Below are 19904 nucleotides of genomic sequence, written 5' to 3'. Positions count from 1 at the left end.
TGAGAGAATTGAGCACGTGATCTCCCGAATCGATCTGCGCGGCGACGCCCTCGTCGAGGGCCCCGCCCTGCGTGACCTGCTGCCCCGAGCCGACTTCGACGTAGCGGCCGCCCTCGAGAAGGTGCGTCCGATCTGCGAGGACGTGCATCATCGGGGTGACGCGGCGCTGATCGACTTCGCCGAGCGGTTCGACGGGGTCAGGCTGGACCAGGTACGGGTACCGGCCGCCGCGCTCACCCGCGCGCTGGAGGAGCTCGACCCGGCCGTACGCGCGGCCCTGGAGGAGTCCATCCGCCGCGCCCGCACCGTCCACCGCGCGCAGCGCCGCGACACGCACACCACCCCGGTCGTGCCCGGCGGCTCCGTGACCGAGAAGTGGGTGCCGGTCGACCGCGTCGGGCTGTACGCGCCCGGCGGCCGGTCCGTCTACCCGTCCTCCGTGATCATGAACGTGGTGCCCGCCCAGGAGGCCGGCGTCGAGTCCGTCGCGCTCGCCTCTCCCGCCCAGGCCGAGTTCGGCGGCCTGCCCCACCCGACCATCCTCGCCGCCTGCGCGCTGCTCGGCGTCGACGAGGTCTACGCGGCCGGCGGGGCCACGGCCGTCGCGATGTTCGCCTACGGCACCGAGTCCTGCGCGCCCGCGAACATGGTCACCGGCCCCGGCAACATCTGGGTCGCCGCCGCCAAGCGCTACTTCACCGGCCGGATCGGCATCGACGCCGAGGCCGGCCCGACCGAGATCGCGGTCCTCGCCGACGACACGGCCGACCCGGTGCACGTCGCCTCGGATCTGATCAGCCAGGCCGAGCACGACCCGCTGGCCGCCGCTGTCCTGGTCACCGACTCCGTCGAGCTCGCCGACGCGGTCGAGAAGGAACTGGAGCCGCAGGTCGCGGCCACCCGGCACGTCGAGGACCGGATCGTCCCGGCCCTGTCCGGCCGGCAGTCCGCGATCGTGCTGGTCGACGGCATCGACGAGGGCCTCAAGGTGGTCGACGCGTACGGCGCCGAGCACCTGGAGATCCAGACGGCCGACGCCGCCGCCGTGGCCGACCGGGTCCGCAACGCCGGCGCGATCTTCATCGGCCCCTGGGCGCCCGTGTCGCTGGGCGACTACGCGGCCGGGTCCAACCACGTCCTGCCCACCGGCGGCTGCGCCTGCCACTCCTCGGGCCTGTCCGTCCAGTCCTTCCTGCGCGGCATCCACATCGTCGACTACACGCGCCAGGCGCTGGCCGACGTCGCGCACCACGTGGTCACGCTGGCCGAGGCGGAGGATCTGCCGGCCCACGGCGCGGCGATCAAGGCGAGGTTCGACTGGAAGGTTCCCCAGGGCAAGTGAACGACGTACGCATCGACGATCTCCCCGTACGGGACGAGCTGCGCGGCAAGTCCCCCTACGGCGCGCCCCAGCTGGACGTCCCCGTACGGCTGAACACCAACGAGAACCCCTACCCGCTGCCCGAGCCGCTGGTCGAACGCATCGCCGAGCGGGTCCGGGAAGCCGCCCGGAACCTCAACCGCTACCCGGACCGGGACGCGGTGGAGCTGCGCACGCGGCTGGCGGAGTACCTCACCGACACCTCCGGCCACGAGGTCGGCCCGGCCAACGTCTGGGCGGCCAACGGCTCCAACGAGGTCATCCAGCAGCTGCTGCAGACCTTCGGCGGACCGGGCCGCACCGCCATCGGCTTCGAGCCGTCGTACTCGATGCACGGCCTCATCTCGCGCGGCACCGGCACGGGCTGGATCTCCGGTCCGCGGGCCGAGGACTTCACCATCGACGTCGCCGCCGCCGAGAAGGCCATCGCCGAGAACCAGCCGGACGTCGTCTTCATCACCACCCCCAACAACCCCACCGGCACGGCCGTCCCGCCCGAGACGGTCCTCGCGCTGTACGAGGCCGCGCAGGCGGCGAAGCCGTCGATGGTCGTCGTCGACGAGGCGTACATCGAGTTCAGCCACGGCGACTCGCTGCTGCCGCTCCTTGAGGGCCGCCCGAACCTCGTCGTCTCCCGCACCATGTCGAAGGCGTTCGGCGCGGCGGGCCTGCGCCTGGGCTACCTCGCGGCGCACCCGGCCGTCGTCGACGCCGTCCAGCTGGTCCGGCTGCCCTACCACCTGTCGGCCGTGACCCAGGCGACCGCCCTGGCCGCCCTGGAGCACACCGGCACGCTGCTGGGCTACGTCGAGCAGCTCAAGACCGAACGGGACCGCCTGGTCACCGAACTGCTCGCCATCGGCTACGAGGTGACCGCGTCGGACGCGAACTTCGTGCAGTTCGGCCGGTTCGAGGACTCCCACGAGACCTGGCGGAAGATCCTCGACCGGGGCGTCCTGGTCCGGGACAACGGCGTGCCCGGCTGGCTCCGGGTCACCGCCGGAACCCCCGAAGAGAACGACGCGTTCCTCGACGCGGTACGTGAGTTGAAGAAGGAGCAGAGCACATGAGCCGCGTAGGCCGCACAGAGCGGGTGACCAAGGAGACCTCGGTCCTCGTCGAGATCGACCTCGACGGCACCGGGAAGACCGACATCAAGACCGGCGTCGGCTTCTACGACCACATGCTCGACCAGCTCGGCCGGCACGGTCTGTTCGACCTCACCGTGAAGACCGAGGGCGATCTGCACATCGACTCGCACCACACCATCGAGGACACCGCCCTCGCCCTCGGCGCCGCCTTCAAGCAGGCCCTCGGCGACAAGGTGGGCATCTACCGCTTCGGCAACTGCACGGTCCCGCTGGACGAGTCCCTCGCCCAGGTCACCGTCGACCTGTCCGGCCGCCCCTACCTCGTGCACACCGAGCCCGAGAAGATGGCGCCGATGATCGGCGAGTACGACACCACCATGACCCGGCACATCCTGGAGTCCTTCGTGGCCCAGGCGCAGATCGCGCTGCACGTGCACGTGCCCTACGGGCGCAACGCGCACCACATCGTGGAGTGCCAGTTCAAGGCGCTCGCCCGCGCACTGCGCTACGCCTCCGAGCGTGACCCGCGCGCGGCCGGCATCCTCCCGTCCACGAAGGGCGCCCTGTGAACGGCACCTCGACCCTGCTGATCGTCGTCGGTCTCTTCCTCGTCGGCGGGATCTACTCCTTCGTCAAGCAGAAGATGCCCAAGGGCCTCATCGTGCTGCTGTCGATCGGCGCCGCGATGTGCCTGGCGGCCGGTGTGGTGAGGCTGGAGGTGTGGAATTGAGCAGCCCGGTGAAGACGCGGAAGAAGGTCGTCGTCTTCGACTACGGCTTCGGCAACGTCCGTTCCGCCGAGCGCGCCCTCGCCCGCGCGGGTGCCGACGTCGAGATCACGCGCGACTACGACGAGGCCCTGAACGCCGACGGCCTGCTGGTGCCCGGCGTCGGGGCCTTCGCCTCCTGCATGACGGGCCTGCGCGAGGCCCGCGGCGACTGGATCGTCGACCGGCGGCTGTCCGGCGGCCGCCCGGTCATGGGCATCTGCGTCGGCATGCAGATCCTCTTCGCGCGCGGCATCGAGCACGGCGTGGAGAGCGAGGGCCTCGACGAGTGGCCCGGCTCGGTCGAGCCGCTCCAGGCCGAGATCGTGCCCCACATGGGCTGGAACACCGTCGAAGCGGCGCCCGGCTCGCAGCTGTTCGCCGGCCTCGACCCGGACGCCCGCTTCTACTTCGTGCACTCCTACGCCGTCCACGACTGGTCGCTTCAGACGCACAACCCGGCGATGACGGCCCCCAAGGTCACCTGGTCCACCCACGGCAAGCCGTTCGTCGCCGCCGTCGAGAACGGCGCCCTGTGGGCCACGCAGTTCCACCCCGAGAAGTCCGGCGACGCCGGAGCCCAGCTCCTCACCAACTGGATCGGAACACTGTGAGCAAGCTCGAACTCCTCCCCGCCGTCGACGTCCGGGACGGGCAGGCCGTCCGCCTGGTGCACGGCGAGTCCGGCTCGGAGACCTCCTACGGCTCCCCGCTGGAGGCCGCCCTCGCCTGGCAGCGCTCCGGCGCCGAATGGCTGCACCTGGTCGACCTCGACGCCGCCTTCGGCACCGGGAACAACCGCGAGCTGATCGCCGAGGTCGCCGGCGCCATGGACATCAAGGTGGAGCTGTCCGGCGGCATCCGCGACGACGAGACCCTCGCCGCCGCCCTCGCCACCGGCTGCAAGCGCGTCAATCTGGGCACGGCGGCCCTGGAGACGCCGGAGTGGGTCGCCAAGGTCATCGCCGAGCACGGCGACCAGATCGCCGTCGGTCTCGACGTCCGCGGCACGACCCTGCGCGGGCGCGGCTGGACCCGCGACGGCGGCGACCTCTACGAAACGCTGGAGCGCCTCGACAGGGAGGGCTGCGCGCGGTACGTCGTCACCGACATCGCCAAGGACGGCACGCTCCAGGGCCCGAACCTGGAACTGCTGCGCAACGTGTGCGCCGCCACCGACCGCCCGGTCGTGGCCTCCGGCGGGGTCTCCTCGCTCGACGACCTGCGCGCCATCGCCGACCTCGTCCCGCTCGGTGTCGAGGGGGCCATCGTCGGGAAGGCGCTGTACGCGAAGGCGTTCACCCTGGAAGAGGCCTTGGAGGCTGTGTCGTCATGACCGTGCGGCGTGTGCAGAGCGGAAGTCCCTGGGAAGAGTCCTTCGGTTTTGCACGTGCCGTCGCGGCGGGCGACCGTGTGCTGGTCGCGGGCACGACCGCGTTCAAGGGCGATGTGCTCTACGGCGAGGGCGACCCGTACGAGCAGGCCAAGGTGGCCTTCACCACCGCCCTGGAGGCGATCGCCGAGTTCGGGCTCCCGCCCGAGTCCGTGATCCGCACCCGTGTGTGCCTGGCACATGCCCGGGACGTCGACGCGGTGGGCCGGGCCCACAAGGAGATGTTCGACGCCGTGCGCCCGGTCACGACCCTGCTGGTCGTGCAGGGCTTCATCGACTCCCGGGTCCTGGTGTCGGTGGAAGTGGAAGCATTCAGAGGGACACCTTCCGAGGAACACTAGAGGAGCACGATTCATGACCCTGGCGGTCCGAGTCATCCCCTGCCTGGACGTGGACGACGGCCGGGTCGTCAAGGGCGTCAACTTCCAGAACCTGCGCGACGCGGGCGACCCCGTCGAGATGGCCAAGGTGTACGACGCCGAGGGCGCGGACGAGCTGACGTTCCTGGACATCACCGCCTCGTCGGGCAACCGCGAGACCACCTACGACGTGGTGCGCCGCACGGCCGAGCAGGTGTTCATCCCGCTCACGGTCGGCGGCGGCGTCCGCACCGCCGAGGACGTGGACAAGCTGCTGCGCGCCGGTGCGGACAAGGTCGGCGTCAACACGGCCGCGATCGCCCGCCCCGACCTGATCCGCGAGATCGCCGAGCGTTTCGGCCGCCAGGTCCTGGTCCTGTCGGTCGACGCCCGCCGCACCGAGTCGGGCTCCTTCGAGGTCACCACCCACGGCGGCCGCAAGGGCACCGGCATCGACGCCGTCGAGTGGGCCCACCGCGCCGCCGAACTGGGCGCCGGTGAGATTTTGCTCAACTCGATGGACGCCGACGGCACCAAGGACGGCTACGACCTGGAGATGATCCGGGCCGTACGCGAGCACGTCACCGTCCCGGTCATCGCCTCGGGCGGCGCCGGCAGGCTGACCGACTTCCCCCCGGCCGTCGAGGCGGGCGCGGACGCGGTCCTGGCGGCCTCGGTGTTCCACTTCGGCGACCTGCGCATCGGCCAGGTCAAGGAGACGCTGCGGGAGGCGGGGCACCCGGTGCGGTGACGCCCCCGTCTGCCGAGAGCCCCGGCCGCGTGGTGCGGCCGGGGCTCTCGTCTGTCCCTCGGAACCTCAGATCCCGAGCTGCTTTGTCTCCTGCAGCTTCGCGATCGCGTTCTCGTCACCGTCCAGCTCGACCTTGGCCGCGCTCTGACGGCCGTAGGAGAACAGGACCAGCTCCGACGGCTCGCCGGTCACGGTGACCACCGGGGTGCCGCGGTGGGCCACCGCCGTCTGGCCGTCGGGCCGGCGCAGGACCAGGCCCGTCGGGACGCCGCGGCCCATCAGCCGGGCGGTGCGCTCCAGGCGGGACCACAGGGCGTCCTGGAAGACCGGGTCGAGGTCGCGCGGGGACCAGTCGGGCTGGGCGCGGCGGACGTCCTCGGTGTGGACGTAGAACTCGATGATGTTCGACGCCTCGTCGACCGGCTTGAGGGAGAAGGGCGAGAAACGCGGCGGGCCCGTACGGATCAGCTGGATCAGCTCCTCGTACGGCTTGTCGGTGTACTCCGCCATCACCTTGTCCAGGCGAGACGCGAGCTGCTTGATCAGCATCCCGCCGGCGGCGTCCGGACGGCGCTCGCGCACCACCACGTGCGCGGCGAGGTCCCGGGTGGCCCAGCCCTCGCACAGGGTGGGCGCGTCCGGGCCCGCGGTCTCCAACAGGTCGGCGAGGAGAAGTCGTTCACGCTTGGCATGGGTCGACATGCGGCCAGCCTACGACCGGCCCGCCGGTCAGCCCAGCGGACGTGCCGTCGACGGTCCAGGGACGGTCCGTCCAGTGGACACTCGACCTGACCTGTCGCCGGCGCGCGGCACAATGGACGGCATGACCAGCACGCCCAGTCACCTCGACCCGGGGATCGCCGCGCGCCTCAAGCGCAGCCCCGACGGTCTCCTGCCCGCCATCGCCCAGCAGTACGACACCGGAGAGGTGCTGATGCTCGGCTGGATGGACGACGAGGCGCTGCACCGCACCCTGACCACCGGCCGGTGCACGTACTGGTCGCGCAGCCGCGGCGAGTACTGGGTCAAGGGCGACACCTCCGGCCACTTCCAGTGGGTGAAGTCCGTCGCGCTGGACTGCGACGCCGACACCGTGCTGGTCAAGGTCGACCAGGTCGGCGCCGCCTGCCACACCGGCGCGCGCACCTGTTTCGACGAGGACGTGCTCCTCAAGGACGGCGGTCCCGCCGGCTCCGCCACGGATCAGTAAGGTCAGCGGCCATGGACCTCGAGACCTTCCGCAAGCTCGCCACCGACCGGCGGGTCATCCCCGTCACCCGCAAGCTCCTCGCCGACGGCGACACCCCGGTCGCGCTCTACCGCAAGCTCGCCGCCGAGCGCCCCGGCACGTTCCTGCTGGAATCCGCGGAGAACGGCCGCTCCTGGTCCCGGTACTCCTTCGTGGGCGTGCGGTCCGCCGCGACGCTGACCGCACGCGACGGGCAGGCGCACTGGCTCGGCGCCCCGCCCGTCGGCGTCCCCACGGACGGCGACCCGCTCGCCGCCCTGCGCGCCACCATCGAGGCCCTGCACACGCCCCACCAGGAGGGCATGCCGCCCTTCACCGGCGGCATGGTCGGCTACCTCGGCTACGACATCGTCCGCCGCCTGGAGAAGATCGGCCCCGGCGAGCGTGACGACCTGAAGCTGCCCGAGCTGACCATGCTCCTCACCAGCGACCTGGCCGTCATGGACCACTGGGAGGGCTCGGTCCTGCTGATCGCCAACGCGATCAACCACAACGACCTGGAGACCGGCGTCGACGAGGCCCACGCCGACGCCGTCGCCCGCCTCGACGCCATGGAGGCCGACCTCTCCCGCCCGGTCGCCCAGCCCCCGGCCGTCCTCCCGCCCTCCGAGCTCCCCGAGTACACCGCGCTGTGGGGCGGCCCCGACTTCCAGGCGGCCGTCGAGGACATCAAGGAGCGCATCCGCGCCGGTGAGGCCTTCCAGGTGGTCCCCTCCCAGCGCTTTCAGACACCCTGCACGGCGAGCGCGCTGGACGTCTACCGGGTCCTGCGGGCCACCAACCCGTCCCCGTACATGTACCTGTTCCGCTTCGACGGGTTCGACGTCGTCGGCTCGTCCCCCGAGGCCCTGGTCAAGGTCGAGGACGGCCGCGCCATGGTCCACCCCATCGCCGGCACCCGCTGGCGCGGCGCCACCCCGCAGGAGGACCAGGCGCTGGCCGAGGAGCTGCTCGCCGACCCCAAGGAGCGCGCCGAGCACCTCATGCTCGTCGACCTGGGCCGCAACGACCTGGGGCGGGTCTGCGAGCCGGGCTCGGTCGAGGTGGTGGACTTCATGTCCGTCGAGCGGTACTCGCACGTCATGCACATCGTCTCGACGGTGACGGGCCGCGTCGCCCCGGGCCGCACCGCCTTCGACGTCCTCACCGCCTGCTTCCCGGCCGGCACCCTCTCCGGCGCCCCCAAGCCCCGCGCCATGCAGATCATCGACGAACTCGAACCCTCCCGGCGCGGCCTCTACGGCGGCTGCGTCGGCTACCTCGACTTCGCCGGCGACTCCGACACGGCCATCGCCATCCGCACCGCCCTCCTGCGGGACGGCACCGCCTACGTCCAGGCCGGGGCGGGCATCGTCGCCGACTCCGACCCGGTCGCCGAGGACACCGAATGCCGCAACAAGGCGGCCGCGGTACTGCGGGCCGTGCACACGGCGAACCGGCTGGGAAAGGCCTGAGATGAACCCCGGGTGACGGTTCGCCCGGGGTTCAGGCGATAGTGGGACACGTGACTGCTGTACCGCACCCCCGTTCCGAAGCCCCCGGATCCGCCCGGGCCGGCCGCCTGAGCCTCGCCGTCGCGCTGCTGAGCGGCGCGCTCGGCGCCGCCGTGGCGCTGCTCGCCACCCGGCAGCAATGGTCGCAGGGCACCGCGACGGTGGCCGGTGGCGCCTTCCCCCTGACCGCCAAGGGCAGCGACGTCACGGGTGTTCCCGCGGCGCTCGCCATAGTGGGCCTCGCCGCGCTCGTCGCCGTGTTCGCCGTCCGCCGCGCCGGCCGCTTCGTCGTCGCCGGGCTGCTCGCGCTCTCCGGCGTCGGCATCGTCGCCGCGGCCCTGCTCGGCGCCTCCGACAGCTCCGCGCTCGACGAGCAGGCCGCTCAGGCCTCCGGCGACGCCTCGGCCTCCGTCGACGCCCTCAGCCACACCGCCTGGCCGTACGTCGCGGTCGTCGGCGGTGTCCTGATCCTCGTGGCCGGACTGCTCGCCCTGCGCTACGGCCGGCTGTGGCCCGCCATGTCCGGCCGCTACGAGCGCGGCGCGACGCCCCAGCCGCGCCGCGAGGCCCCCGCCGTCGACCCCGACCGGCCCGAGGACCTGTGGAAGGCACTCGACCGCGGCGAGGACCCGACCGGGGCCTGAGCCCACCCGGGGGAGCGGTGGAGCACCCCCGCTCACCCCGCGGGCGCGCGTGCGGGACAATGGCCCCGAGCGTCCTGCTCAGACACGCACACAGCAACGAGGAGCAAGCAATGGCGGGCAGCAGCCACGGTCACACCCCGGCCGCCTGGACCGGTGTCACGATCGCCTTCATCGGTTTCTGCGTCTCGGGCGCGTTCATGGTGCTGGACCAGCCGGTGGGCTTCTGGGCGGGCATGGTGGTCGTACTGCTCGGCGGTGTCGTCGGCGGCATCATGCGGATGATGGGCCTGGGCCAGCCCAAGGAGGCGCACCAGCCGCACCGGACCACGGGCGACCGCGAGCCGGCCGGCGCCGGGAGCTGACCTGCGCGGCACGATCCGCGGAGCACGTCCTCACGTGAGGGGCGGCCCGGCACACGAGTGCCGGAACCGCCCCTCACGCGCGTGCGGGGCACAATGCATACCGTGAACGCCGACAGCCGAAGGGTGACGCAGAGCGTCCCGAGCCGCCTGGCCGTCCCCGCCGGGGTGCTCGCGGCCGTCGCCGCCGCGTTCGCCTACGTGGGCACCGTGGACCCCAACGAGCCCGGCCACTACCCCGTCTGCCCGCTGCTGCGCTACACCGGCCTCTACTGCCCCGGCTGCGGCGGACTGCGCAGCGCGCACGCCTTCGTCCACGGGGATCTCCTCGCGGCGCTGCACGCCAACGCGCTCGCGACCCTCGGCTATCTGGGCTTCGCGGTGCTGTGGACCGTATGGGTGGTCCACGCGGTCCGCGGGCGCCCCCTGCGGATCGACCCGCGCCCGGGGCCGGTGTGGAGCCTCGGAGTGTTGCTGCTGGTCTTCACCGTTGTCCGGAACCTGCCCTTCGGTGGCGGGCTCCATCCTTGATCAACAGGCGGATGTCCAGTATGAGGGCACCTTCCGCCCGAGCATGCGAAGCTGGTTCGAGGGTGGGGGAGGGACCGGCGTCAACCGGATGTGAGGCCTACGCCCCGCTGCGGATACCATCGCAGTGACCATCGGTTTTCGATCGGTCGCTGGAACTGTCAAGAGTCTGGAAGGGGGCCGCTCGCGTGAGTGTGCTCGACGAGATCATCGACGGAGTCCGTGCCGACCTTGCGGAGCGGCAGGCGCGCGTCAGCCTCGACGAGCTCAAGGAGCGCGCGGCGAAGGCTCCCGCGGCCAAGGACGGCGCGGCCGCACTGCGCGGCGACGGCGTCAAGGTCATCTGCGAGGTCAAGCGCTCCAGCCCCTCCAAGGGCGCGCTGGCCGCGATCGCCGACCCGGCCGGACTCGCCGCGGACTACGAGGCGGGCGGCGCGGCCGTCATCTCCGTCCTCACCGAGGAGCGCCGCTTCGGCGGCTCGCTCGCCGACCTAGAGGCGGTCCGCGCCCGGGTGGACATCCCCGTGCTGCGCAAGGACTTCATCGTCACGTCGTACCAGCTGTGGGAGGCCCGCGCCTACGGCGCCGACGTCGTGCTGCTGATCGTCGCCGCCCTCGACCAGCCCGCCCTGGAGTCCCTCATCGAGCGCGCCGAGTCCATCGGGCTCACACCGCTGGTCGAGGTGCACGACGAGGACGAGGTCGAGCGCGCGGTCGACGCCGGCGCCCGCGTGATCGGCGTCAACGCGCGCAACCTCAAGACCCTCGAGGTCGACCGGGGCACCTTCGAGCGGGTGGCGCCGGAGATCCCCGACCACATCATCAAGATCGCCGAGTCCGGCGTCCGCGGCCCGCACGACCTCATCGCGTACGCCAACGCCGGCGCCGACGCGGTCCTGGTGGGCGAGTCCCTCGTCACGGGCAAGGACCCGAGGACGGCGGTCTCGGACCTGGTGGCGGCAGGCGAGCACCCCGCGCTCCGGCACGGCCGGAGCTGATCACCCGCTAGGCTCGCCCCGATGACTCCCACCATGACGACCGTGGACCGGTACGCCCGCCTCGCGCGCGGCTGCCGCCCCCGCGGCTGCCGTGCGCCGGCCCGCCGGATCCACGGCCGCCGCGTCCGGTACGTCATCGGCGACGAACCCGGGCAGGTCAACGGCATGCGATGGCAGCGCGCCCTCTAGGGGCGCGGGGAACTGCGCGACCAGCCCCAACGGGCCCGCAGCCGACAGGTAGTCCTCGCTCCCACGGCGATCAGTGCATTCCACACACACTCACCGTGAGGTATTCGCATGCCCAGCCAGTTCTTCATCCCCGACCCCGAGGGTCAATCACCCAACCCCGAAGGCTACTTCGGGGCCTTCGGCGGCAAGTTCATCCCGGAGGCCCTCGTCGCCGCGGTCGACGAGGTCGCCGTCGAGTACGACAAGGCCAAGCACGACCCCGAGTTCGCCGAGGAACTCGACGACCTCCTGGTCAACTACACCGGCCGCCCCAGCTCCCTCACCGAGGTGCCGAGGTTCGCCGAACACGCCGGTGGCGCACGAATCTTCCTGAAGCGGGAAGACCTCAACCACACCGGCTCCCACAAGATCAACAACGTCCTCGGCCAGGCCCTGCTCACCAAGCGCATGGGCAAGACCCGGGTCATCGCCGAGACGGGCGCCGGCCAGCACGGCGTGGCCACCGCCACCGCCTGTGCGCTGTTCGGCCTCGACTGCACCATCTACATGGGCGAGATCGACACGCAGCGCCAGGCCCTCAACGTGGCCCGCATGCGCATGCTCGGCGCCGAGGTCATCGCCGTGAAGTCCGGCAGCCGCACGCTGAAGGACGCCATCAACGAGGCCTTCCGCGACTGGGTCGCCAACGTCGACCACACCCACTACCTCTTCGGCACCGTCGCCGGACCCCACCCCTTCCCGGCGATGGTCCGCGACTTCCACCGGGTCATCGGCGTCGAGGCCCGCCGCCAGCTCCTGGAGCGCGCCGGACGCCTGCCCGACGCGGCCGTCGCCTGCGTCGGCGGCGGCTCCAACGCCATCGGCCTCTTCCACGCCTTCATCCCCGACACCGACGTCCGCCTCATCGGCTGCGAACCGGCCGGGCACGGCGTCGAGACCGGCGAACACGCGGCCACCCTGACCGCGGGCGAACCCGGCATCCTGCACGGCTCCCGCTCCTACGTCCTCCAGGACGACGAGGGCCAGATCACCGAGCCGTACTCCATCTCGGCCGGTCTGGACTACCCGGGCATCGGCCCGGAGCACTCGTATCTGAAGGACTCCGGCCGCGGCGAGTACCGCGCGGTCACCGACGACGCGGCCATGCAGGCCCTGCGCCTGCTGTCGCGCACCGAGGGCATCATCCCGGCCATCGAGAGCGCCCACGCGCTGGCCGGCGCCCTGGAGGTCGGCAAGGAGCTCGGCAAGGACGGGCTGATCGTGGTCAACCTGTCCGGCCGCGGCGACAAGGACATGGACACCGCCGCGCGCTACTTCGGCCTGTACGACACCGACGCCGAGGTCGCCGAGGACGCCTCCGGCACCGCCGAGATCGAGGGGGACGCCAAGTGAGCGGCAACATCAGGCTGTTGAGCGACACCCTCGCCGCGGCCAAGTCCGAAGGGCGCTCCGCCCTCATCGCCTACCTCCCGGCCGGGTTCCCGACCGTGGACGGCGGCATCGAGGCGATCAAGGCCGTCATCGACGGCGGCGCCGACGTCGTCGAGGTGGGCCTGCCGCACAGCGACCCCGTCCTCGACGGCCCCGTCATCCAGACGGCCGACGACATCGCCCTGCGCGGCGGCGTGCGGATCGCCGACGTGATGCGCACGGTCCGCGAGGCACACGCCGCCACCGGCAAGCCGATCCTCGTCATGACGTACTGGAACCCCATCGACCGCTACGGCGTCGAGCGGTTCACCGCCGAGCTCGCCGAGGCGGGCGGCGCCGGGTGCATCCTGCCCGACCTGCCCGTGCAGGAGTCGGCGCTGTGGAGGGAGCACGCGGAGAAGCACGGTCTCGCCACCGTCTTCGTCGTCGCCCCCAGCAGCAAGGACGAGCGGCTCGCGCAGATCACCGCGGCGGGCAGCGGCTTCGTCTACGCCGCCTCCCTCATGGGCGTCACCGGCACCCGCGCCAGCGTCAGCAATCAGGCCCAGGACCTGGTGGAACGCACCCGGGCCACGGGGACGGACCTGCCGGTCTGCGTCGGGCTCGGCGTCTCCAACCCCGCCCAGGCCGCCGAGGTCGCGCACTTCGCCGACGGTGTGATCGTCGGCTCGGCCTTCGTCAAGGCCATGCTGGACGCCCCGGACGACGCGGCCGGTGTCGAGGCCGTGCGCGCGCTCGCCGGTGACCTCGCCAAGGGCGTGCGCGGACAGGCGTAAGAACGCCGGAAGTCAGACCGGTCCCTCGTACGGGTGGACCTGAGGCCGGGGAGGCGCGCTGCGCCTCCCCGGTTCGTTTCCGGGGTGTGAGCGAGAAGAACCGTGAGGGAAAGCGCACCGCCCGGGAGAAGCTGGCGGTCGAGCGCGAGAAGCAGAAGTCCGCGGACAAGCGCCGGCGCGCGCTGATCGTGGGCGGGGCCGTCGTCGCCGTCCTGGGACTCGCGGCCGTGATCGGCGTCGTCGCGGCCAACGCCGGCAAGGACGACGACAGCGAGGCCTCGGGCCCGGTCGTGGCGCCCTCGGGGGCCCAGGGCAAGGACGGCCTGGCCATCCCGGTCGGCAAGGACAGCGCCAAGCCCACGCTCACGGTGTGGGAGGACTTCCGCTGCCCCGCGTGCAAGTCCTTCGAGACGGCGTACCGGCCGGTGATCCACGAACTGACGAACGCCGGCGAGCTGAAGGTGGAGTACCACCTGGTCACCCTCATCGACGGCAACATGCGCGGCACGGGCTCCCGCACCGCGGCCAACGCCGCGGCCTGCGCCCAGGACGCCGGGAAGTTCCCCGCGTACCACGACGTGCTCTTCGACAACCAGCCCACGGAGGTCGACGACGCCTTCGCGGACAACGCCAGACTGATCGAGCTGGCCGGCAAGGTCGACGGTCTGGACACCCCCGCCTTCCGCACCTGCGTCGAGAAGGGCACGCACAACGGCTGGGTCGCCAAGTCCCACCAGGCCTTCGACAAGGGCGGCTTCTCGGGCACGCCGACCGTGCTGTTCGACGGCGAGAACATCTACCAGGACCGGACGATGACCCCGGCCAAGCTGAAGCAGATGGTGCAGGAGGCGAACAAGGAGTAAGGGTCTTCTCACGCCCCCGTTATGGACCCGTAGCCGGGCTGACTGCCGCGGGCCCGGTGCGGCACGGTAGCGTCGACCTTGCCATGGAACTTGCCTTCATTCCCAGCCCGTCACGCGGGGTGCTGTACCTCGGCCCCATTCCGCTGCGCGGCTACGCGTTCTGCATCATCATCGGCGTCTTCGTCGCGGTCTGGCTCGGCAACAAGCGCTGGATCGCCCGGGGCGGGCGGGCCGGCACGGTGGCCGACATCGCTGTCTGGGCCGTGCCCTTCGGTCTCGTCGGCGGCCGGCTCTACCACGTGATCACGGACTACGAGCTGTACTTCAGCGAGGGCCGTGACTGGGTGGACGCCTTCAAGATCTGGGAGGGCGGCCTCGGCATCTGGGGCGCGATCGCACTCGGCGCGGTGGGCGCGTGGATCGGCTGCCGCCGCCGTGGCATCCCGCTGCCCGCTTACGCCGACGCCATCGCGCCGGGCATCGCCTTCGCGCAGGCGATCGGCCGCTGGGGCAACTGGTTCAACCAGGAGCTGTACGGCAGGCCCACCGATCTGCCGTGGGCCCTGGAGATCACCTCCTCGTCGGACGGGCGGGTGCCGGGCACGTACCACCCGACGTTTCTCTACGAGTCGCTGTGGTGCATCGGTGTGGCGTTCCTCGTCATCTGGGCGGACCGCCGCTTCCGCCTCGGACACGGCCGGGCGTTCGCCCTGTACGTCGCCGCGTACTGCACGGGCCGCGCGTGGATCGAGTACATGCGCGTCGACGACGCCCACCACATCCTGGGGCTCCGGCTGAACGTCTGGACCGCGATCGTGGTGTTCCTGCTCGCGGTGACCTACCTGGTCGTGTCGTCCAAGAAGCGGCCCGGGCGGGAGGACGTCGTGGAGCCGGGTGCCGTGACCTCCGGTGACGACGCCGACGGCGGCGAGAATTCCGAGGACACCGGTACGTCCGCGGACGCCGGCGAGGACGACGGGAACGAGGCCGAAGCCGAGGCGGACGCCAAGGACGAGGCCGGGTCGGGCAAGAAGACCTGACGACCCGCACACGTGACGAGCCGAGAGCGCCCGGGGAGATCTCCCCGGGCGCTCTCGGCATGTCAGCGCCGGCGTGCCAGGGACAGGGTGCGCTGGGCCGCCGTCACCACCGCCGCGTCGACGAAGCGGCCGTCGGGCAGGGCCTGGGCGCCCCGGGCAGTGGCGGCGGCCTTGAGCACCGTCTCCGCCCGCTCGATCTCCGCCTCGGTGGGCAGATAGGCCCGTTCGATGACCGGGAGCTGACGGGGGTGGATCGCGGCCCGGCCGAGGAACCCCAGGGCGCGGCCGTGGGCGCAGGAGGCCGCCAGCCCGTCCAGGTCGCGGGTGTCCGGATGGACGGACTGGGGCGGAGGGGGCAGACCGGCGGCCCGGGCCGCCACGACCACCCGGGAGCGGGGCCAGTCGAGGCCACTGTCGTCGCGCACACCGAGATCGGCCCGCAGATCGGCCTCGCCGAGTGCGATGCCGCGCAGCTGCGGATGGGCGCCGGCGATGGCGTACGCCTGCTCCACGGCGAGGGCCGTCTCCAGCAGGGCGTACAGGTCGGCCCGAGCGGCCCGGCGTGCCACGTGGGCGACCTCGGCGGGTGAAGTGATCTTGGCGAGGCGGAGCCCGGAGAGGCCGGGAGCCGCGGCCAGGGCCGCGATGTCGCGCTCGCCCCAGGGGCTGTCCAGGGCGTTGACGCGGACGTGGACCGGGACGGCCGGCGGGTGTTCGAGCAGGTCGGCGGTGGCGGCGCGGGCGTAGTCCTTGCGGTCGGAGGCGACCGCGTCCTCCAGGTCGACGACGACGACGTCGGCGCCGGAGGTCAGGGCCTTCGCGACCACCTGAGGGCGGTCACCCGGGGCATAGAGCCAGGTGAGCGGGTACGCCGTCACAGGGCGCCCTCCGCGCGCAGGGCTGTGACGTCGTCCGGGGTCAGGCCCAGCTCGGTCAGGATCTCCTCGGTGTCGGCGCCGTGCGGGCGGCCGGCCCAGCGGATCGCGCCGGGTGTGGCGGAGAGCCGGAAGAGGACGTTCTGCATGCGCAGCGGGCCGAGTTCGGGGTCGTCGACGGTGGTGATGGTGCCCAGGGCCTGGTACTGCGGGTCCGCCATCACGTCCCGGACGTCCTGGATTGGGGCCACCGCCGCCTCGGCCTTCTCGAAGGCGGCCATGACGTCGGTGCGGGTGCGCGCGGCGATCCAGCCGCCGACCGCCTCGTCCAGGACGTCCGCGTGCCGGGCGCGCTCGGCTCCCGAGGCGAACCAGGGCTCGTCGATCAGTTCCGGGCGGCCGACCAGGTGCATCACGCGTTCCGCGACCGACTGCGCCGAGGTGGAGACGGCGACCCAGCTGCCGTCCGCGGTGCGGTAGACACCGCGCGGGGCGTTGTTGGGGGAGCGGTTGCCGGTGCGGGGCTGCACATGGCCGAGCTGGTCGTACCAGAGGGGCTGGGGGCCGAGTGCGGCCAGGATCGGCTCGATGAGGGCCATGTCGACGACCTGGCCCTCACCGGTGTGCTCGCGGGCGGCGAGCGCCGTCATCACCGCGTACGCCGTCGTCAGGCCCGCGATGGAGTCGGCCAGGCCGAACGGCGGGAGGGTCGGGGGTGAGTCCGGTTCGCCGGTCATCGCGGCGAAGCCGCTCATCGCCTCGGCGAGGGTGCCGAAGCCGGGGCGGTGCGCGTAGGGGCCGAACTGGCCGAAGCCGGTGACACGGGCCAGGACCAGGCGGGGGTTGACGGCCGACAGCTCCGGCCAGCCCAGGTCCCATTTCTCCAGGGTGCCGGGGCGGAAGTTCTCGATGATCACGTCGGTGACCGCGGCCAGGCGCAGGAGGGTGGCGCGGCCGCCGGGCTTCGACAGGTCCAGGGTCATGGTCCGCTTGTTGCGGCCGAGCATCTTCCACCACAGGCCCACGCCGTCCTTCGACGGTCCGTGGCCGCGGGAGGGGTCCGGCTTGCCCGGGTGCTCGATCTTGACGACCTCGGCGCCGAAGTCACCGAGCAGGGTGGCGGCCATCGGGCCGGCGAAGAGGGTGGCGAGGTCGAGGACGCGCAGGCCGGTGAGGGGCGCGGTCGTGGACGCGGTCATGGGCGGCGGGTCTCCCGGTGCGTGAGGTGGGCGAGGGTGTCGAAGCCGATGCCGTCGAAGTCGCCGATGGAGGTGGCCAGCCGGTTCTTCAGGGGCGCCGTCCACCTGTCGGGGAGCGCCGCGGGGTGCCCGGCCAGCAGTCCGGCGACGGATCCGGCCGTCGCGCCGTTGGAGTCGGTGTCCCAGCCGCCGCTGACGGCACGGCAGATGGAGCCGGCGAAGTCGCCGTGCGCGTGGGTGAGGGCGGCGGCGATCAGGGCGGTGTTGGGGACGGCGTGCACCCAGTGGTGGGTGTCGGCGTGGGTGGCGTGGAGTGCGTCGACGACCGACTCGAAGTCCGCGTGCTCGTGCGCGAGTCGCACGGCCTGCCGGACGGCTCGGGCCAGGCGGGAGCGCGGTGGGACGACGGCGAGGCCGGTGCGCAGGCAGGTGTGGACGTCGTGGTCGCCGGTCGCCGCCGTGGCGATGGTGGCCGCCGTGAACATCGCCGCGTAGACGCCGTTGGCGGTGTGCGTGAGGGTCGCGTCCCGGTGGGCCTGTTCGGCTGCCGCGGCCGGGTGGCCGGGGTTGGTCCAGCCGTGGACGTCCGCGCGGATCAGGGCGCCGATCCATTCGCGGAACGGGTTGCGGTGGCGGGCGGTGCGCGGGGGCTCCAGGCCGGAGAGGAGGTTGCGGTAGGCGACGCGTTCGGCGGTGAACGTGCGGCCGGCGGGGAGTTCGTCGAGCCAGGTGCGGGCCACGTCCGTGGTGGTGAACGTCCTGCCGTGGCGCTGCAGGAGGACGAGGTTGATCAGGGGGTAGTTGAGGTCGTCGTCCTCTGGCATGCCGTCGATGTTCTCGGCGAGGGAGGTGGGCGCCGAGCGGCGGTTCCAGGGATGCCGTGCGAGGAGTTCCTCCGGGACGCCCCGGGCGGTGAAGTAGGTGGTGAGGGGCCAGTTGCCGGTGGCCCGGGCGAGTCGGCGGATGGCGTCGAGGGGGAGCTTCTCGACCGGTTTGCCGAGGAGGCAGCCGGTGGCGCGGCCGAGCCAGGCGGCTTCCAGGGCGTGCGGGGTGGTGGCCGGGGTGCCCACCGGCTCCGGCCAGTCGGGGCAGGCGGACCGGATCCTGGCCAGGTCCGTGGGTTCGTCGTCCGCCGACGCGCTCGGCAGATCGGCCAGTTCGTCCAGGAGGTCTTCCGCCAGCTGACGGAGGTAGCGGGACGCCGGGGTGGGGGAGGCGCCCGCGGTGGCCGGGGCCTCGGGGCCGCCCGCCGCCCGCCAGCGGGCCGCGACCGCCTTCGGCTCGCGGCCGTCCTGGGCCGCCTGGCGGAGCTCGTGGCCGAGCAGGTCCTCCGGCTGGACCCAGGTCAGTCGGAGCATGCCGGGCCTCCGAGGGACGCGAAGGCCTGCTCGTGGGTGCGGCGGCGGGCCACGTCCCGGCCGAAGATCTCGCGGGTCACGGCGGTGAGGGTGGCCGCCGGTTCCCAGAGGTCCAGGCGGCTGGCCTCCGCGACCGTCTTGGCCCAGTCCTCCGGGACCGGTGAGCCCAGGGCCCCGGCCACGGCTCCGGCCATCGTGGCGATGGAGTCGCAGTCGCGGCCGTAGTTCACCGCGCCGAGGACCGCGTGGCGGTAGTCGCCCCGCGCCACGAGCAGCATGCCCAGCGCGACGGGGAGTTCCTCGATCGCGTGCAGGCGGGACGGGCGGCGGGCGCCGAGCGAAGGGGCCCGGTAGTCGGGGCCGACCGTGTCGTAGGGGGTCACCGCCTCGCGCAGCGGGCGCAGCGCCGACTCGAAGTCCGTGTGGCGGGCCGCCTCCTCGCAGACCCGCTCGATCGCGGCCCGGGTGCCGTCCTTCGCGAGGGCGAGACACGCCGAGACGACCGAGTCCGGGGTCGCGCCCGGGGAGCAGGCCGCCGCCACCGCCGCGGCCAGGACACCGGCCGCCTCACGGCCGTACGACGACTGGTGCGCGCCGGCGATGTCGAGGGCCTCGGCGTACGCCGCCCGCGGATCGGCCGCGTTGACCAGGCCGACCGGCGCCATGTACATCGCCGCGCCGCAGTTGACGATGTTGCCGGTGCCGGCCTCGCGCGGGTCGGCGTGGCCGTAGTGGATCCTCGTCACCAGCCACTTCTCCGCCAGGAAGATCCGCTGGAGGGGGAGGGCCTCGCTCTCCAGCTCCGGGATCCAGCGCGGCTGCGTCATCAGGTCCGGGACCAGGTGGTCGGCGATGGCGTAGGCATCGAGGTGGTCGCGGACCCGGGCGTAGACGCGGATCAGGGCGTGGGTCATCAGGGTGTCGTCGGTGACGTGGCCGTCGCCCTTGTGGTACGGGGCGAGGGGGCGGGCGGTGCGCCAGTCGTCGCCGTGCCAGGGGCCGACGACGCCGTGCACGCGGCCGCCGTGGCGTTCGAGGATCTGCTCGGGCGAGTAGCCCTCGACGGGGCCGCCGAGCGCGTCGCCGAGGGCTGCGCCGACCAGGGCTCCGGTGATTCGCTCGTCCAGCGGGGCGTTTTGGTGGGTTTTGGGCTGCATGGCC

24 protein-coding genes are annotated in these 19904 nt (G+C 72.4%); 19 read left to right on the top strand and 5 right to left on the bottom strand.

Going from position 1 to position 19904, the window contains the following annotated elements; all coding sequences use genetic code 11:
* The first annotated feature begins 16 nt into the window (after positions 1–16).
* Genes hisD through hisF form a run of 8 tightly spaced genes read left to right on the top strand, consistent with a single transcriptional unit; the run spans position 17 to position 5741 of the window.
* Positions 17–1342 carry a histidinol dehydrogenase gene (gene hisD / locus HDC93_RS12655; protein WP_185010141.1) on the top strand — a complete coding sequence of 442 codons (1326 nt, stop codon included), beginning with the start codon at positions 17–19 and terminating at the stop codon, positions 1340–1342.
* Positions 1339–2451 carry a histidinol-phosphate transaminase gene (locus tag HDC93_RS12650; RefSeq protein ID WP_185010139.1) on the top strand — a complete coding sequence of 371 codons (1113 nt, stop codon included), beginning with the start codon at positions 1339–1341 and terminating at the stop codon, positions 2449–2451. Before hisD ends, HDC93_RS12650 begins: the two co-directional genes overlap by 4 nt.
* A complete protein-coding gene (gene hisB / locus HDC93_RS12645) occupies positions 2448–3041 on the top strand; it encodes an imidazoleglycerol-phosphate dehydratase HisB (protein ID WP_031107372.1) in 594 nt (197 codons plus the stop codon). The genes HDC93_RS12650 and hisB overlap by 4 nt, the downstream gene beginning before the upstream one ends.
* Positions 3038–3202: a hypothetical protein gene (locus HDC93_RS12640; protein WP_003989585.1), complete on the top strand. Its 165-nt coding sequence runs from the start codon at positions 3038–3040 to the stop codon at positions 3200–3202. Before hisB ends, HDC93_RS12640 begins: the two co-directional genes overlap by 4 nt.
* Positions 3203–3210: 8 nt before the next feature.
* Positions 3211–3852, top strand: a complete 642-nt coding sequence (hisH, locus tag HDC93_RS12635; protein ID WP_398984902.1) for an imidazole glycerol phosphate synthase subunit HisH — start codon at positions 3211–3213, stop codon at positions 3850–3852.
* Positions 3849–4574, top strand: a complete 726-nt coding sequence (gene priA / locus HDC93_RS12630; RefSeq protein ID WP_185010134.1) for a bifunctional 1-(5-phosphoribosyl)-5-((5-phosphoribosylamino)methylideneamino)imidazole-4-carboxamide isomerase/phosphoribosylanthranilate isomerase PriA — start codon at positions 3849–3851, stop codon at positions 4572–4574. The genes hisH and priA overlap by 4 nt, the downstream gene beginning before the upstream one ends.
* On the top strand, positions 4571–4972 hold the full coding sequence (locus tag HDC93_RS12625; RefSeq protein WP_185010132.1) for a RidA family protein: 402 nt from the start codon (positions 4571–4573) through the stop codon (positions 4970–4972). Before priA ends, HDC93_RS12625 begins: the two co-directional genes overlap by 4 nt.
* Before the next feature lie 13 nt (positions 4973–4985).
* The gene (hisF, locus tag HDC93_RS12620; RefSeq protein WP_185010130.1) at positions 4986–5741 is read left to right on the top strand and encodes an imidazole glycerol phosphate synthase subunit HisF; all 756 of its coding nucleotides are present in this window, start codon (positions 4986–4988) and stop codon (positions 5739–5741) included.
* Positions 5742–5807: 66 nt separating this feature from the next.
* On the opposite strand, the gene HDC93_RS12615 is transcribed toward hisF, so the two are convergent.
* Positions 5808–6443: a TIGR03085 family metal-binding protein gene (locus tag HDC93_RS12615; protein ID WP_185010128.1), complete on the bottom strand. Its 636-nt coding sequence runs from the start codon at positions 6441–6443 to the stop codon at positions 5808–5810.
* A gap of 121 nt (positions 6444–6564) precedes the next feature.
* On the opposite strand from HDC93_RS12615, the gene hisI reads away from it, so the two are divergent.
* The 11 genes from hisI to lgt all read left to right on the top strand — a co-directional run bounded on the left by hisI (position 6565) and on the right by lgt (position 15311).
* Positions 6565–6951 carry a phosphoribosyl-AMP cyclohydrolase gene (gene hisI / locus HDC93_RS12610; protein ID WP_185010126.1) on the top strand — a complete coding sequence of 129 codons (387 nt, stop codon included), beginning with the start codon at positions 6565–6567 and terminating at the stop codon, positions 6949–6951.
* An 11-nt stretch (positions 6952–6962) separates the two neighbouring features.
* Positions 6963–8444 carry an anthranilate synthase component I gene (locus HDC93_RS12605; protein ID WP_185010124.1) on the top strand — a complete coding sequence of 494 codons (1482 nt, stop codon included), beginning with the start codon at positions 6963–6965 and terminating at the stop codon, positions 8442–8444.
* 41 nt (positions 8445–8485) lie between these two features.
* Positions 8486–9127, top strand: coding sequence for a TIGR02234 family membrane protein (locus HDC93_RS12600; RefSeq protein WP_185010122.1), 642 nt, complete (start codon positions 8486–8488; stop codon positions 9125–9127).
* Between the two features lie 110 nt (positions 9128–9237).
* On the top strand, positions 9238–9489 hold the full coding sequence (locus HDC93_RS12595) for an HGxxPAAW family protein (RefSeq protein ID WP_030848361.1): 252 nt from the start codon (positions 9238–9240) through the stop codon (positions 9487–9489).
* 93 nt (positions 9490–9582) lie between these two features.
* On the top strand, positions 9583–10017 hold the full coding sequence (locus HDC93_RS12590; protein WP_185010120.1) for a DUF2752 domain-containing protein: 435 nt from the start codon (positions 9583–9585) through the stop codon (positions 10015–10017).
* Positions 10018–10202: 185 nt separating this feature from the next.
* A complete protein-coding gene (trpC, locus tag HDC93_RS12585; protein WP_030848367.1) occupies positions 10203–11012 on the top strand; it encodes an indole-3-glycerol phosphate synthase TrpC in 810 nt (269 codons plus the stop codon).
* A 21-nt stretch (positions 11013–11033) separates the two neighbouring features.
* Positions 11034–11201, top strand: coding sequence for a tryptophan biosynthesis modulator TrpM (trpM, locus tag HDC93_RS12580; RefSeq protein WP_184912475.1), 168 nt, complete (start codon positions 11034–11036; stop codon positions 11199–11201).
* 108 nt (positions 11202–11309) lie between these two features.
* Positions 11310–12593, top strand: a complete 1284-nt coding sequence (gene trpB, locus HDC93_RS12575) for a tryptophan synthase subunit beta (protein ID WP_185010118.1) — start codon at positions 11310–11312, stop codon at positions 12591–12593.
* Positions 12590–13408 (top strand): tryptophan synthase subunit alpha, encoded by an 819-nt coding sequence (trpA, locus tag HDC93_RS12570; protein ID WP_185010116.1) that lies wholly within the window; start codon positions 12590–12592, stop codon positions 13406–13408. Before trpB ends, trpA begins: the two co-directional genes overlap by 4 nt.
* A gap of 86 nt (positions 13409–13494) precedes the next feature.
* On the top strand, positions 13495–14271 hold the full coding sequence (locus HDC93_RS12565; protein ID WP_185010114.1) for a thioredoxin domain-containing protein: 777 nt from the start codon (positions 13495–13497) through the stop codon (positions 14269–14271).
* A gap of 83 nt (positions 14272–14354) precedes the next feature.
* Positions 14355–15311 (top strand): prolipoprotein diacylglyceryl transferase, encoded by a 957-nt coding sequence (lgt, locus tag HDC93_RS12560; protein ID WP_185010111.1) that lies wholly within the window; start codon positions 14355–14357, stop codon positions 15309–15311.
* A gap of 62 nt (positions 15312–15373) precedes the next feature.
* Here lgt and HDC93_RS12555 read toward each other — a convergent pair whose 3' ends face one another.
* From HDC93_RS12555 to HDC93_RS12540, 4 genes are read right to left on the bottom strand one after another with little or no spacing between them, the layout of a single operon-like run.
* Entirely contained in the window at positions 15374–16189 is an 816-nt protein-coding gene (locus HDC93_RS12555; RefSeq protein ID WP_185010109.1) for a CoA ester lyase, read from the bottom strand.
* Positions 16186–17385, bottom strand: coding sequence for a CaiB/BaiF CoA-transferase family protein (locus HDC93_RS12550; protein ID WP_185010107.1), 1200 nt, complete (start codon positions 17383–17385; stop codon positions 16186–16188). The genes HDC93_RS12555 and HDC93_RS12550 overlap by 4 nt, the downstream gene beginning before the upstream one ends.
* Positions 17382–18743, bottom strand: coding sequence for an ADP-ribosylglycohydrolase family protein (locus tag HDC93_RS12545; RefSeq protein WP_185010105.1), 1362 nt, complete (start codon positions 18741–18743; stop codon positions 17382–17384). Before HDC93_RS12545 ends, HDC93_RS12550 begins: the two co-directional genes overlap by 4 nt.
* A complete protein-coding gene (locus tag HDC93_RS12540; RefSeq protein ID WP_185010103.1) occupies positions 18731–19900 on the bottom strand; it encodes an ADP-ribosylglycohydrolase family protein in 1170 nt (389 codons plus the stop codon). The genes HDC93_RS12545 and HDC93_RS12540 overlap by 13 nt, the downstream gene beginning before the upstream one ends.
* Between the last annotated feature and the right edge of the window lie 4 nt (positions 19901–19904).

This window comes from Streptomyces sp. AK010 (genome assembly GCF_014207295.1).
In the GTDB taxonomy this organism is placed as follows: Bacteria; Actinomycetota; Actinomycetes; order Streptomycetales; family Streptomycetaceae; genus Streptomyces; species Streptomyces massasporeus.
The sequence above is the reverse complement of the archived record's forward strand: the minus strand, read 5'-3'. Positions and strand labels throughout refer to the sequence as shown.

Coding starts and splice junctions, on each gene's coding strand:
- HDC93_RS12605 (WP_185010124.1), top strand. CDS start 6,963: ATGGACCTCGAGACCTTCCGCAAGCTCGCCACCGACCGGCGGGTCATC.
- HDC93_RS12540 (WP_185010103.1), bottom strand. CDS start 19,900: ATGCAGCCCAAAACCCACCAAAACGCCCCGCTGGACGAGCGAATCACC.
- HDC93_RS12550 (WP_185010107.1), bottom strand. CDS start 17,385: ATGACCGCGTCCACGACCGCGCCCCTCACCGGCCTGCGCGTCCTCGAC.
- trpB (WP_185010118.1), top strand. CDS start 11,310: ATGCCCAGCCAGTTCTTCATCCCCGACCCCGAGGGTCAATCACCCAAC.
- HDC93_RS12595 (WP_030848361.1), top strand. CDS start 9,238: ATGGCGGGCAGCAGCCACGGTCACACCCCGGCCGCCTGGACCGGTGTC.
- HDC93_RS12625 (WP_185010132.1), top strand. CDS start 4,571: ATGACCGTGCGGCGTGTGCAGAGCGGAAGTCCCTGGGAAGAGTCCTTC.
- HDC93_RS12590 (WP_185010120.1), top strand. CDS start 9,583: ATGCATACCGTGAACGCCGACAGCCGAAGGGTGACGCAGAGCGTCCCG.
- HDC93_RS12615 (WP_185010128.1), bottom strand. CDS start 6,443: ATGTCGACCCATGCCAAGCGTGAACGACTTCTCCTCGCCGACCTGTTG.
- hisF (WP_185010130.1), top strand. CDS start 4,986: ATGACCCTGGCGGTCCGAGTCATCCCCTGCCTGGACGTGGACGACGGC.
- HDC93_RS12545 (WP_185010105.1), bottom strand. CDS start 18,743: ATGCTCCGACTGACCTGGGTCCAGCCGGAGGACCTGCTCGGCCACGAG.
- lgt (WP_185010111.1), top strand. CDS start 14,355: ATGGAACTTGCCTTCATTCCCAGCCCGTCACGCGGGGTGCTGTACCTC.
- trpM (WP_184912475.1), top strand. CDS start 11,034: ATGACTCCCACCATGACGACCGTGGACCGGTACGCCCGCCTCGCGCGC.
- hisI (WP_185010126.1), top strand. CDS start 6,565: ATGACCAGCACGCCCAGTCACCTCGACCCGGGGATCGCCGCGCGCCTC.
- hisB (WP_031107372.1), top strand. CDS start 2,448: ATGAGCCGCGTAGGCCGCACAGAGCGGGTGACCAAGGAGACCTCGGTC.